The 13,099-nt window shown below is 38.5% G+C and carries 8 protein-coding genes; 3 read left to right on the plus strand and 5 right to left on the minus strand.

Features of this window, described 5'->3' with window-relative positions; translation table 11 throughout:
* Positions 1 to 16: 16 nt before the first annotated feature.
* The 5 genes from HX109_RS03015 to HX109_RS03035 all read right to left on the minus strand — a co-directional run bounded on the left by HX109_RS03015 (position 17) and on the right by HX109_RS03035 (position 9,058).
* The gene (locus HX109_RS03015; protein WP_255462751.1) at positions 17 to 1,759 is read right to left on the minus strand and encodes a sulfatase; all 1,743 of its coding nucleotides are present in this window, start codon (positions 1,757 to 1,759) and stop codon (positions 17 to 19) included.
* Complete coding sequence (locus HX109_RS03020; RefSeq protein WP_178949734.1) at positions 1,759 to 3,126, minus strand: DUF2231 domain-containing protein; 1,368 nt, start codon at positions 3,124 to 3,126, stop codon at positions 1,759 to 1,761. The genes HX109_RS03015 and HX109_RS03020 overlap by 1 nt, the downstream gene beginning before the upstream one ends.
* A 50-nt stretch (positions 3,127 to 3,176) precedes the next feature.
* Positions 3,177 to 4,235 carry a 6-bladed beta-propeller gene (locus HX109_RS03025; RefSeq protein WP_178949735.1) on the minus strand — a complete coding sequence of 353 codons (1,059 nt, stop codon included), beginning with the start codon at positions 4,233 to 4,235 and terminating at the stop codon, positions 3,177 to 3,179.
* A gap of 61 nt (positions 4,236 to 4,296) precedes the next feature.
* Complete coding sequence (locus tag HX109_RS03030; protein ID WP_178949736.1) at positions 4,297 to 5,748, minus strand: DUF1501 domain-containing protein; 1,452 nt, start codon at positions 5,746 to 5,748, stop codon at positions 4,297 to 4,299.
* A gap of 10 nt (positions 5,749 to 5,758) precedes the next feature.
* Positions 5,759 to 9,058, minus strand: a complete 3,300-nt coding sequence (locus HX109_RS03035; protein WP_255462752.1) for a DUF1553 domain-containing protein — start codon at positions 9,056 to 9,058, stop codon at positions 5,759 to 5,761.
* Positions 9,059 to 9,265: 207 nt separating this feature from the next.
* On the opposite strand from HX109_RS03035, the gene purE reads away from it, so the two are divergent.
* The 3 genes from purE (at position 9,266) to HX109_RS03050 (ending at position 13,099) form a co-directional block, all read left to right on the plus strand.
* Positions 9,266 to 9,751 (plus strand): 5-(carboxyamino)imidazole ribonucleotide mutase, encoded by a 486-nt coding sequence (purE, locus tag HX109_RS03040; protein WP_178949737.1) that lies wholly within the window; start codon positions 9,266 to 9,268, stop codon positions 9,749 to 9,751.
* Positions 9,752 to 10,102: 351 nt separating this feature from the next.
* The gene (locus tag HX109_RS03045) at positions 10,103 to 12,142 is read left to right on the plus strand and encodes a M3 family metallopeptidase (protein ID WP_178949738.1); all 2,040 of its coding nucleotides are present in this window, start codon (positions 10,103 to 10,105) and stop codon (positions 12,140 to 12,142) included.
* 3 nt (positions 12,143 to 12,145) lie between these two features.
* A complete protein-coding gene (locus HX109_RS03050) occupies positions 12,146 to 13,099 on the plus strand; it encodes a GSCFA domain-containing protein (RefSeq protein ID WP_178949739.1) in 954 nt (317 codons plus the stop codon).

Raw genomic sequence — 13,099 nt, forward strand, 5'->3', positions numbered from 1 at the left:
ATTAAAAAAATCCTTATTATTTAAAATAGGTCTCTTCACTTGGCTTAAATCCAATTCTATGAGCCTTAACCACTAATTGCTTATTGGTTTCTATGGAAATAGGTTCTTTATAAATTTGCCAGCCTGGAACCAGCTCTTCTTTACTATTCACCCATTGAAAACCAATGGAAGCCCCTTCTGTAGCAGAAGACAACACCAGTTTATCCCCTTCTTTTGCAATTATAGGTTTAGCGGTAGTGGGTTCCTCGAAGTAAGTACCTCTTTTTTCTAGATAATCTTTCTCTGGTATTAATCCCAAATCGTTGGTTTCCGTTATCCATGTATCCATGGCCTGAGAAAGTTCTTTAATTTTTTCAGCATAGTCTTCCTTATCCGCCAAATTATGGAGTTCATCTGGGTCTTTTAAGGTATCGAACAATTCAATGGAATCTTTTTGTTTACGAAACCATTGTGCTTGAAATTTGTTTAATTGCCCTAAGGAATCCAGTCGTAACAGCTCCTGCATAATGGGCATCTGCTCCCTGTAAGACACCGGCAAGTAGTATGGCTTATTTGGAATGTAGTTTCTAATGAGTTTATAGCGCTTGTCCCGTACAGCACGTATCCTGTCGTGCAATAAGTCAAAACGGTCGGCGGCGGCAAAAATATAATCCCTTTTATTTTTATCCTCATAGGCACCCATCCAAGCCCGTCCATCACAATATTCGGGAGTGGGCACTCCCGCTAGGGACAAGAGCGTAGGTTTAAAATCGACAAAGCTTATTAATTGATCGTCTGTTTTACCTGCTAATTGTTTTTTGGGAAACCTCACAATCATAGGTACCTGCAAACCAGAATCGTATACTGTACGTTTTTGTCGGGGTAATGGCCCTCCATGGTCGGTGTACCAGAAAATTATGGTATTCTCCAATAAATTTTCGGCTTTCAATTCGTCTAGAACTTCCCCTACCTTATCGTCCAGCACTTTAATGTTGGAGTACATTCTTCGTACATCCTTCAAGGCAACCTCGGTAGTTGGCAAATAAGGTTCCACCGGCACTTCCAAATTCTCATCAATCCATAAAGAATCTTCTGCACGCTTCCATATTTGAGATTCGTGGGTATCGGTAAAATTAAATATGGCAAAGAAAGGTTTGTCTTTTGGTCTATTCTTCCAATGTGCTTTGTCACTACTTTCGTCCCAAGCGGTCATCTCACATCGGAACTGATAATCTTCTTTTACATTATTGGTACAATAATATCCTGCCCTCCTTAAATACTCACTATGCATATGCACTTCAGGAGCCACGTTTGCTTCGTAGGCGGTAACTTCATAATTCTCAATACGCTCATCACTCACATCAAAACTAAACCAAGGGCCAGTTCGCATGTGCATGGTACCAGAATGGGTTGGATACATCCCTAAAGCAATTGCGGCACGGCTGGGAGCACAAACACCCGATGGAGAATACACATTGGTGTAAGTAACCCCTTCTTTAGCGAGCTTACTTATATTGGGAGTCGTTACGGTGGAATCTCCGTACATGGGTAAATATGGACTCAAATCTTCTGCTACGATCCAAACTATATTTGGTTTTTCCGGGAGCTCTAAAGTGCTGTATGCCACTTCTTGGACTTCCTCACCACCAAGAACCGAATTATTAGATTTAGAGTCTTTTTTTTGGCACGATAAAAAAAGAAAACTTACCAACACAAATGCTAACCTAAAAGGTTTGGTGTTTTTTAAAATATTTTTGGAAATAATCATTGCGTTATCCATTAATTTAAAATTTCAGGTATGGTTATATCTTTATTCTTAGCCTTAAGTCTCGCAACCCCTTCTGAGGTTACTTGGGTATTTCCCATATACAGTTTTTTCAATTCTGGAAGGTTTTCGAAATAGTGCAAACAGTTGTCTTCCACATTTGTATTAAAGAGGTTTAAGGCTTCCAAATGATTTAATTTTTCGACAAAAGAAAGTTCCTCACAACCAATACTGGTATGGTCCAATTCCAATCTTGTTAAGTTTTTAAAATTGGCTAAAGCTTCCAAATTAGAGGTTTTGATTTCGGTATTACTTAAAGAAAACCAAGTGACATATTCTGAGAATTCATTTATTGCCTGTAGTGCCTCGTCGGTAAATACTTTTCCGATAAAAGTTACATCCAATAAGCTGTTTTGTTCCCCTAGTTGCCTTACCAAAAAGTTATTTTGCTGAATTTTCTGTAACTCAAGGCTGTCTAAAGCTGGTAATTTAACTTTTGTATACCATGGAGATGGTTTGGTGTTTATATTGTAGTTACTCCATAAAATTTTCTGAATATCATCTTTTACCTCAAAATTTTTCAGCGTATCGTTATAAGAAGCTCCTTGTAAAATCCACCATTCCAAAAGTTTAATCTCATAAAAAGTAAGTATCTCTTTTGTTGGCGGCATGTATTTAATATTGGTAGGGGACATCGTTATTCGTTTAAACAATTCGCTTTTTTCTGGTTTTCCCACAACTATGGTAGAACCACTGCTTCCTCCTTTTTTCAATGAGTCTATATGCGCCATATTTAACCCTCCCCTGGTTACCTCATCATTATGACAAGATACACACTTCCTATCTAGAATGGGATGAATAAGTTGTGCATACACCACAATAGAGTCTGGCGACTGTGCGGTTAACTTGGTTATATTTTTGCCTTTTTCTTCAGTAATTTTTTTTACAAACCCTGGGGCATATTCAGTTAAATAATTCTGTCCATGGGTTAAATTTCCGCCGTGATGGCCTTCAATAGCAATTAAAAAAAGTACCAATATGTTGAAAATGGATTGTACACTCCCATTAAATCTATCTGCATTTCTTTTCAAATAATAGCCTAGGATAAAAATGAAAATCAACAGAATCCCCAACCATCGATGCCAAAACAACTGTTCTTCGACATACAGCCCCGTATCGGCCAAAAGCCAGCCAAAAAGTGCTGTTAAAACACAAGATATGGCTGCCAAAAGCCAAGCAAGGGCAATTATATTATAATTCTTTGTTTTTCTGAAATAGCCAATCCACTCCAATAAAATAGCGAGAATTACAAATCCGATAGGCAAATGAACGACTAAGGGATGAAGGCGACCGAAGAATATAGAGGAGTCTAATAAAACCATTATACAGCTTATATTTTTTAAATCAATTATGATGTAGATTTTTTATTTTACTAAACCTTGGTAAGCTTAATAGGATATGTTTTTCCTGAAAACCATTGTGGAACGTAAATGTTTTCATCATTATCAATACACACATCGTGCGGGTTTAAAAAGGTGCTGCCATCATACATTGGAGATTCCAGTATGCCATTCTTATAATTCGGTTCACTTCCGCCAGGTAACGAAACTACTTTATTATTTTTATCGAGTACGGCTACCATCCCATCGTACTTCCACCAATCTTTGGTAACTATGACAGCGAAATATATATTTTCGCCATGTATTACCGGGCGACATATAGAACAACCGGGTAATTTAACGGTTTCTATATATTTTCCGTCCATGGTAAACCTTTTAAATTCCTGCTTTCCCCGAGAAGTTATTAATAGGGTGGGAGTATTTGGATTCCGTAAATCTACCGTTATTCCGTGACAGCAATCAAAGGTTTCATCTGTAATTCCTTTACCTCCAAAGTATCTTATAAATTCTCCTTTGGAGTTGTATTGTGTAATATAATTTTCGCCGTATCCATCGGCAATATATAGATCGCCATTGGGTGCAACAGCTGTTTCCGTTGGCTTAAACAGATTTGCATCTTGGTACCCTTCGAACTCTTTGGGTGCGCTAAACGTTTGTATAATTTTACCATCAAGAGTAGTTTTAAAAACTTTATGCACCTCAGGATCGGTAATTAAAAGAAATTGATCGCTTCCTTCTCCCGCAATAGTAAGCCCATGGGCTCCGGGAAAACTGTCGCCCCACGAGCTTAAAACTTTCCCAGATTTATCGTAAATTAAAATATTGGCATTATGCTCTCCCGAAACCGTTAATATTAAACGGCCGCTGTCGTCCATAACCATCTCATGACAGTCGTTAATTGGTACTTTGGCAGGATCTTGAATGCCCCACTCTTTATTGACCTTGTATTGAAAATTGCCATGTCCAACAATTTTATTTTTATCCGCCTTATTATCTTTTTCCTTTCCTAGTGAAATATGTGGCAATACCATTCCCGCCGAAGCCGCCATCATTGTTTTTTTTACAAAATTGCGACGTTGGTTATGTTTCATAATAATTGGTTTAGTTGTTTTTACTGAATAATTGTAATGTCACTGATTTTTTTAGAACCTATCAAGCTAAGACTTCTTTTACCACTTCGCCATGCACATCGGTTAAACGAAATCTTCTTCCTTGATATTTATAGGTTAACCGTTCGTGATCTACCCCCAATAAGTGCATTAAAGTCGCTTGAAAATCGTGCACATGTACAGGCCTATCGATTACGTTATAGCCAAAATCATCGGTAGCACCAAGGGTAACCCCTCCTTTAATGCCAGCTCCAGCCATAAAAATGGTAAAGCATTTTGGGTGATGATCCCTTCCATAGTTATCGGGCGTTAGTTGCCCTTGCGAGTAATTGGTCCTACCAAATTCTCCTCCCCAAATAACCAAAGTATCTTCAAACATTCCTCGCTGTTTTAAGTCGGTAATCAATGCCGCAGTCGCTTGGTCTGTATCCTTACATTGTTGTTTTATTGCCGTTGGAAGTCCGCCATGTTGATCCCATCCTTGATGGTACAATTGTATAAATTTTACATCTTTCTCTGCCAACCTTCTAGCCAGCAAACAATTGGCTGCAAAAGTACCTGGTTTTTTACTGTCTTCACCATAGAGATCGTAGATGTAATCTGGTTCATTGTCGGTACTCATAATTTCGGGAACCGATGTTTGCATGCGGTAGGCCATTTCATATTGCGACATTCGCGCCAAAATTTCTGGATCCCCAATATCTTCATGCGCCATATTTTCAAGCCGCTGTAAATAATCTAATTGTTCCCTTCGGGTTTCGCCAGTTACTCCTGGAGGATTGGTGAGATAGAGCACTGGATCTTTTCCCGCCCTAAATTGCACTCCCTGATGTTGGGAAGGTAAAAATCCATTTCCCCATAAACGTGAATAAAGTGGCTGCCCTATTTTATCTTTGGTAACCAATACCACAAATTCTGGTAGATTTTTATTATCAGAGCCCAAACCATAACTCACCCAAGATCCAATAGAAGGTCTTCCAGGTTGCTGCGAACCCGTTTGTAAAAATGTAATGGCGGGATCGTGGTTAATGGCTTCTGTGTACATTGATTTAATAAAGCAGATATCATCTACTACTTTTGCGGTATGTGGCATTAAAGAACTCATCCAGGCACCACTTTCCCCATGTTGCTTAAAGTCGAAAACTGTTCCTGCCATAGGCAAAGAAGATTGCCCAGCAGACATTCCAGTAAGACGTTGCCCACCAATAACGCTATCGGGCAATTGCTGTCCATTCATTTTCTGTAACAAAGGCTTATAATCAAATAAGTCCAATTGAGACGGGGCTCCACTTTGAAATAAGTAAATTACCCGTTTCACCTTTGGAGGGAAATGTGTACCCTTTAAAAGATTGTTGGTCATGGAAGGGCTATTTCCCAATAAATTCATCGGACTCAGTAAAGAACCGAAACTCAACGCGCCCAGGCCCAGCGAAGTTTTCATTAAGAAATCCCTTCTGGAAAATTTAGTATTATGATGGTGATCGTTACAATTCATAGACTATTAATTATCTTCTCATAAATGTTTCATCGTGATTGAGAATGGTATTGGAGACAATAGTAAGCGCAGCAGTTTTTTCTTCATCCAACGAATTATCGAAGGGTTTTTCTCCTACCTTCAATAAGTCTTTTGTTGCCTTCGGGGTATTTTTAAAATAATCATATTGTTTTCCATACAATTCTTTTAATAACTGTAGCTCCTTGCTAGAAGGTTTCCTACTGGTGGCTAAACGAAAAACCATTTCAATTTGATTTTCCACGACGCCCTCTTTCTCTTTCTGAACACGTTCAGCAAGCACTCGGGAAGCTTCAATAAATTGTTCGTCATTAAGCAATACCAAAGCCTGTAATGGGGTGTTTGTACTCTCCCTTTCTATGGTACAAACATCTCTGGAAGGAGCATCAAAAGCGGTCATGGCAGGATGTGGAGAAGTTCTTCTTATAAAGGTATACATACTTCTTCTGTAAAGGCTATCGCCCATATCTTCTTTATAATTTAAAAGTTTATAGGAGAAAGATGACTTTTCAGCCCAAAGGTCTGCTGGCATGTAAGGCTTCACACTCGCCCCACCTACTTGGGTCACTAAGAGTCCACTTACCGCTAATGCATTATCCCTTATGGCTTCTGCAGACAAGCGATAGGTATTACTTCTTGATAGATAAGTATTCTCTGGATCTTTAAGTGCCATGGCCTCCGTTGGGGTGGAAATTTGTTGATAGGTATGAGACATTACCATTTTCTTCAAAAGCTTTTTAACGTTCCAATTATTTTCTCGAAAATAGATGGCGAGCCAGTCCAATAATTCAGGATGTGACGGCAAGTTACCCTGGACACCAAAATCCTGTGGTGTATCTACGAGTCCGCTTCCAAAAACCATTTGCCAATATCTATTTACCGCCACCCTTGCCGTTAATGGATTGTTGTCCATAAACAGCCATTTAGCCAAACCAAGCCTATTTTTCGGTAGACTATCTGGAAATGCCGGCAATGCACTAAGGGTATTGGCGTTTACTGTTTCTCCGGGCTGGTTGTATTCCCCGCGCTTGTACAAATAAGAAGTTCTTTTTTCTGGCATTTCTTCCATCACCATAATCTCCAAGGTAGGGTTCATTACCTCCAGCCATTTCTTCCGCAGCTCTTTGAGGGTATCTTTTACCTCAGCTACTTGCGGCGTTTTTTCTATCCAGTATTCTTTTACTAAGGATCTATTCTTACTATTAATCTCCTCAAGGGATGTTCCAGCAAGCACCCTTATTTCCCCTGAAGTCAATTTCCTTTTATAAAAATAAATCTCATCCACCATCCCTTTAAAAATCCCATCTTCCCCGGTATATTTACGGTAGCTTTTACCAACCTTTAGGGTTCTGGGTTCAATAATATCGGGCCTTATGGTACGGTATGTTTTTATGGATTTATATAATTTGTTGTGAACTATTTCTGAAGAAACTTTACTTCCGTTAATATAGATATCTACATCATCTGCTTTACCACTTCCATTATAGGTAAAGGCCACATGATACCACTTCTTCTTCTGTAAAGTGTCTAAGGTCTTTATATGAAAATAATTTTCGGGAAGCGCATGCATTAGGCGAACGTTTAAACTATTCGTGCTATCCAAATAAAACTCCCATCCTCTCCAATCTCCATTTTTTTCGCCACTGGTACCCATAATTGTTTGAGTCTTCCCTTTTTTACGCTTGGAAGTGTTTACAAACAGACCCGCAGAAAATTCATCGATAAATTCGAAATTCGGATTGTTCTGTAGGTGTATTTCATCATAATCGCCAGTTATTTCTATTGCATTTCCCACCACTCCTTTTACAATCTTGCCAGGATTTTCCATGGTTGCATAGGCATTATCATCTATAATATAATTGTTCAAATAGTTGCCATAAATCGCAATCCCCTTATACTTGGGGTCATTTGGCTTTCGTTTTCGAACATCTTCAAGCGGATAGTAACCAATAAGATCTTCTTTTTTAAAGCTCGTAGGTATTTCATCCATAAATTGTTCCAAGGAAGCCAATTCTTTTTTTGTAATTGCTAGTTCTTTTTCTTCGGAACGGATTTTCTTTTTAAGGCTATCTGCTTTTTTTTGTTCCTCTTTTGAAGTTAAGGTTAGTAGCGGACCAAAATTTCCGTCGTCACCTGTCATCCCCAACTCTCGAACATTGTTGAAAAAAGCGGACATCTCGTAATAATCCTTTTGCGAAATAGGGTCGAATTTATGATCGTGGCATTTGGCACAAGCAACGGTTAACCCCAAAAATGCAGTACTGGTAGTCTCTGCCCTATCGAACACATAAGACAACCGAAATTCTTCATCAATAACACCTCCTTCTCCCGTCATGGGAGTGTTTCTGTTAAATGCAGTCGCTAAAATTTGATCCCTGCTTGGGTTTGGTAATAGATCCCCGGCCAATTGCCAAGTAACAAATTGGTCGTAGGGCATATTATCCTTAAAAGCATTAATTACCCAATCGCGCCAAGGCCACATGCTTCTCCAACCGTCTGCATGCAGGCCATGGGAATCTGCATACCGTGATAGATCCAACCAATCTAAAGTAAGCTTCTCGGCATTGGCATTGGATGACAGATACTTGTCTACCATTTTTTCATACGCATCTGGGCTCTCATCATTTAAAAATAAATCGAGCTCTTCCAATGTGGGTGGGAGTCCGGTTAAATCTAAAGCCAGTCTTCGCAGCAATTGTTCTTTTGGTGCTTTCGGAGAAAAATTATATCCTTTTTGCCTTAGTTTATCGTAAACAAATTCATCTATTTCATTGTTTATTAAAGGATTTTCTTCATCTAATTTTGGAGTCCCTTTATTCTCTGGCGGAATAAATGCCCAATGCTTCTTCCATTCGGCGCCTTGCTCGACCCATTTTAATATCAATGCCTTTTCGCGTGCCGATAACTTTAAATGGGATTCTGGAGGCGGCATCATTAGTTCTTCATCATCACTTAAAATACGGGCAATAACTTCACTCTGGTATGGACTACCACTTTTAAATGCTTTGTTTCCACTCTCCAATTTCCTAAACATGCCTTCCTTTACATCCAACCGTAAACCCGCCTTTCTAGTATTTTCGTCTGGGCCGTGGCAATTGAAGCAACGATCGGACAAAATTGGCTTGACATGAAAATTGTAATCAACTTGTTCTGGCAAGTCTTCATAAGCCACTTGAACCTCTTTAGGTACATCTACAGAGCAAGCCACAAAGTTGACGGAAAGTGCCATTAACAAAATAGCAAATACCAACCTTTTTAAAATTCGAGACCCTATGGAAAAATGGAATAGCATATTGTTATAATTCAACCAATAAATATAATTAATACAACAATAAAAATAGACTTAAATTAACATTACCTTAATTAATTTACTTTTATAGTAAGAATTTGATAAAATAATAACACCTTTTACTATACTCACACTTTTAAATTTTCATCCTGATGCCAGGTTCTGTACTAAACTCAATTTTACCTAACTTTGCTTTTTAAAATTAAAAATATGGCAAAAGTAGCTGTTATTATGGGGAGCACTAGTGATCTTCCCGTTATGCAAGACGCAATAGATGTACTTAACGAATTGGGAATTGAGGTAAGCGTGGATATTGTTTCTGCACATCGAACCCCAGAAAAAATGTATGAATTTGGTAAGAACGCACATAAAAATGGTATTTCGGCAATAATAGCCGGCGCAGGAGGTGCAGCACATTTACCTGGAATGGTAGCCTCTTTATCTCCATTGCCTGTAATTGGTGTACCAGTAAAAAGCAGTAATTCCATAGATGGTTGGGATTCTGTTCTATCCATCCTTCAAATGCCAGGAGGCGTTCCCGTTGCAACGGTAGCACTTAATGGCGCTAAAAACGCAGGGATTTTGGCAGCTCAAATTATAGGCTCATCCAACGAAGAGGTGTTAAACAGAATAATTGCTTATAAAGAATCGCTTAAAGAAAAAGTGATTAAGGGAGCTGCTGAAATAAAAAAATAGGTCCTGGGGAGGAACCTATTTTTTCTATAATCCTAAATTTGAGGGTTTAGGTTATCCACACAGCTAATTCATATAGTAGGTCTGGTGTATATTTTAAAGTGTTATTTTTTTCTTTACACCCTCACTTACGCAGCTATTACTAACCTGGTTTTACTTCCTTTTAGTTATTTTTAAGAAAATCGTTTTTACGTTGTGTTTTTACGATAAACGGAAGAATATTTCTCAAATAAGCTAAAATCCATTACTAAATGCGGGTAAATAATTGTTTCAGGTTAATCAATTCTTAAAACTTTGGGGCAACCCGTATAAGTTTATTACTTTGTAATTCATTGAAATTTTAAAAAAATAAAAATGGCAAATTTGCTTAATCATACATTTACAACACCTTATCAAACCGCTCCTTTTTCAGCAATAAAAAATGAAGACTTTCTTCCGGCAATCAAGGAAGAAATTTCAAAAACCAAAAAGGAAATTAACAGTATTACGGAAAACCAAGAACCTCCTTCTTTCGAAAACACGATTGAAGCCTTAGAGTTTTCTGGAGCACAATTGGATAGGGTGACTTCTATTTTCTTTAATCTGAACAGTGCGGAGACCAATGATGAAATCCAAAAATTGGCACAGGAGATTTCGCCACTTTTGTCGGAGTTCGGGAATGATATCCGCTTAAACGAAGCGCTTTTTAAACGCGTAAAAACTGTTTGGGATAAACGGGAATCCTTATCTCTCAACAGGGAACAAACCATGCTATTGGAAAAAACCTATAAAAGTTTTTCTAGAAATGGCGCTAACCTTCCCCAAGACAAAAAAGCCACCCTTCGGGAAATTGACAAAGAGTTATCCCAGCTAAGTTTAAAATTCGGGGAAAATGTATTGGCAGAAACCAACGCTTTCGAAATGCATATTACCAATGAAGCCGATCTAAAAGGGCTTCCCGAAAGCGCCTTGGAAGCAGCCGCCGACGAGGCTAAATCCCGCGATAAAGAAGGTTGGGTTTTTACACTTAACTACCCCAGTTATATCCCGTTTATGACTTATGCTGAAAACAGGGATTTAAGAAAAAAAATGTCTTTAGCTTTTGGAAGCAAAGCTTTTCAAGGCAACCAACATGACAATCGAGAGAACGTAAAACAAATTGTTCGCCTGCGTCAACAAAGAGCCGAGTTGTTGGGTTACCAAACCCATGCCCATTTTATTCTTGAAGAGCGTATGGCCAAAACCCCCGAAAAAGTAAATACTTTCTTGGAAGAATTGCTGGAAAAGGCAAAGCCAGCAGCTGTAAGGGAATTTCAACAACTGGAAAGTTTTGCCAAGAAAGAGGATAATCTCGAAAAATTACAAAAATGGGACAGTGCGTTCTATACAGAAAAATTAAAACAAAAACTGTTTAATCTCGATGACGAAAAACTAAAGCCATATTTTAAACTGGAAAATGTTATCGATGGGGTTTTTACGATCGCCAAAAGGTTATATGGATTACAGTTTGAAGAAACCAAGGAAATCGACACCTACCACAAAGATGTTAAAACGTATAAGGTCTTAGATGAAGCCAATGAGCTTACTGCCATATTTTACGCAGATTTTCATCCCCGTCCTGGGAAAAGAAATGGGGCTTGGATGACTGTCTACAAACCCCAGTATGTAAAAAACAGTGAAAATTCGCGTCCGCATATTTCCATAGTTTGCAATTTTACAAAACCTACAGCCTCGAAACCTTCGTTGCTAACCTTTAACGAGGTAACCACTCTGTTTCATGAATTTGGTCATGCGCTGCATGGAATGCTTGCCAATACCACTTACCCAAGTTTAAGCGGTACCAGTGTGTATTGGGATTTTGTGGAATTGCCCAGCCAAGTTTTAGAAAATTGGTGTTATGAAAAAGAGGCTCTCGAGCTTTTTGCAAAACACTACGAAACCAACGAGGTAATCCCAATGGAGTATGTCGAGAAGATAATAGAATCGGCTACTTTTATGGAAGGGATGCAAACCCTACGCCAATTAAGTTTTGGTATGTTAGATATGAGCTGGCATGGAGTAGACCCAACGTATATTGAAGATGTGAAAGCTCACGAAGATGAAGTTTTTGAGGCAACCAGCCTATACCCGGAAACACCGGAAACTTGTATGAGTACAGCTTTCTCCCATATTTTTCAAGGAGGATATTCTGCTGGTTATTACAGTTATAAATGGGCAGAAGTACTCGATGCAGATGCTTTTGAGTTTTTTAAGGAACAAGGTATTTTTAGCAAAGAAGTGGCTACAAAATTCAAAGACAACATCCTGACGCAAGGCGGAACCGAGAACCCTATGGAGCTGTACAAAAGATTTAGAGGTAAAGAACCACAGCCCGACGCGTTACTTAGAAGGGCCGGACTTATAGAAAAGAAATAAAAAATGAAATTACAAACACAAATCCCATTAAAATCGCAACCAAATTCCATCAAATACGAGTCGGATGTTTTTTTAATGGGATCTTGTTTTGTAGAAAACATTGGCGAAAAGCTCCATTTTTATAAGTTTAAGGCTGAAGTAAATCCATTTGGAATTATATTTCACCCTCAAGCCATTGAAACCTTGTTACAACGAGTGATCTCAGAAAAGGCATATACCGAGAAAGATATTTTTTTTTGGAACGAACGCTGGCATTGTTTTGAAGTACATTCTAACTTAAGCAATGTTTCTAAAGAAGAAATACTAAAAAACCTCAACCAAACTTTAAAAAACACCAAACGTTGCGTCATTAATTCATCTCACTTAATTTTCACCTTGGGAACAGCTTGGGGCTATGAATTAAAAGAAACTGGCCATTGGGTCGCCAATTGCCATAAAGTACCCCAAAAAGCCTTTCAAAAGAAAATAGCCAGTGTTCCAAGCATAGAGAAATCCATCAACCAAATGCTGGAGCTAACAAAAAAGTTAAATCCAGACGCCACGGTAATTTTCACCGTTTCCCCAGTCCGCCATATTAAAGATGGTTTTGTGGAAAACCAACGCAGCAAAGCACATTTAATTTCAGCCGTTCAAAATGTTCTTGAGAAAGAGAAAGAACTAAATGCCCATTATTTCCCTTCCTACGAACTTATGATGGATGAGTTGCGGGATTATCGGTTTTATGCGGAAGACATGATTCACCCCAACAAAACAGCCGTAACATATATCTGGGAGAAATTTAAAGAGGTCTGGATTTCCCATACTACGGAAGAAACTATGAAAACTGTTGAGCAAGTACAACAGGGAATGGCGCATCGCCCCTTTAATGCTGAAAGTAACGATTACAAAAAATTTCAAGAAAAGCTTCAGCAGAAAATTACGTATCTTTCAGAAAAACACCCACACATAAAATTCTAG

Source organism: Galbibacter sp. BG1 (genome assembly GCF_013391805.1).
In the GTDB taxonomy this organism is placed as follows: Bacteria; Bacteroidota; Bacteroidia; order Flavobacteriales; family Flavobacteriaceae; genus Galbibacter.

Bases quoted from the DNA above. Each gene is read 5' to 3' on its own strand.
- HX109_RS03020 (WP_178949734.1), bottom strand. From the start codon at position 3,126: ATGGTTTTATTAGACTCCTCTATATTCTTCGGTCGCCTTCATCCCTTA.
- HX109_RS03050 (WP_178949739.1), top strand. From the start codon at position 12,146: ATGAAATTACAAACACAAATCCCATTAAAATCGCAACCAAATTCCATC.
- HX109_RS03030 (WP_178949736.1), bottom strand. From the start codon at position 5,748: ATGAATTGTAACGATCACCATCATAATACTAAATTTTCCAGAAGGGAT.
- purE (WP_178949737.1), top strand. From the start codon at position 9,266: ATGGCAAAAGTAGCTGTTATTATGGGGAGCACTAGTGATCTTCCCGTT.
- HX109_RS03045 (WP_178949738.1), top strand. From the start codon at position 10,103: ATGGCAAATTTGCTTAATCATACATTTACAACACCTTATCAAACCGCT.
- HX109_RS03035 (WP_255462752.1), bottom strand. From the start codon at position 9,058: ATGCTATTCCATTTTTCCATAGGGTCTCGAATTTTAAAAAGGTTGGTA.
- HX109_RS03025 (WP_178949735.1), bottom strand. From the start codon at position 4,235: ATGAAACATAACCAACGTCGCAATTTTGTAAAAAAAACAATGATGGCG.
- HX109_RS03015 (WP_255462751.1), bottom strand. From the start codon at position 1,759: ATGGATAACGCAATGATTATTTCCAAAAATATTTTAAAAAACACCAAA.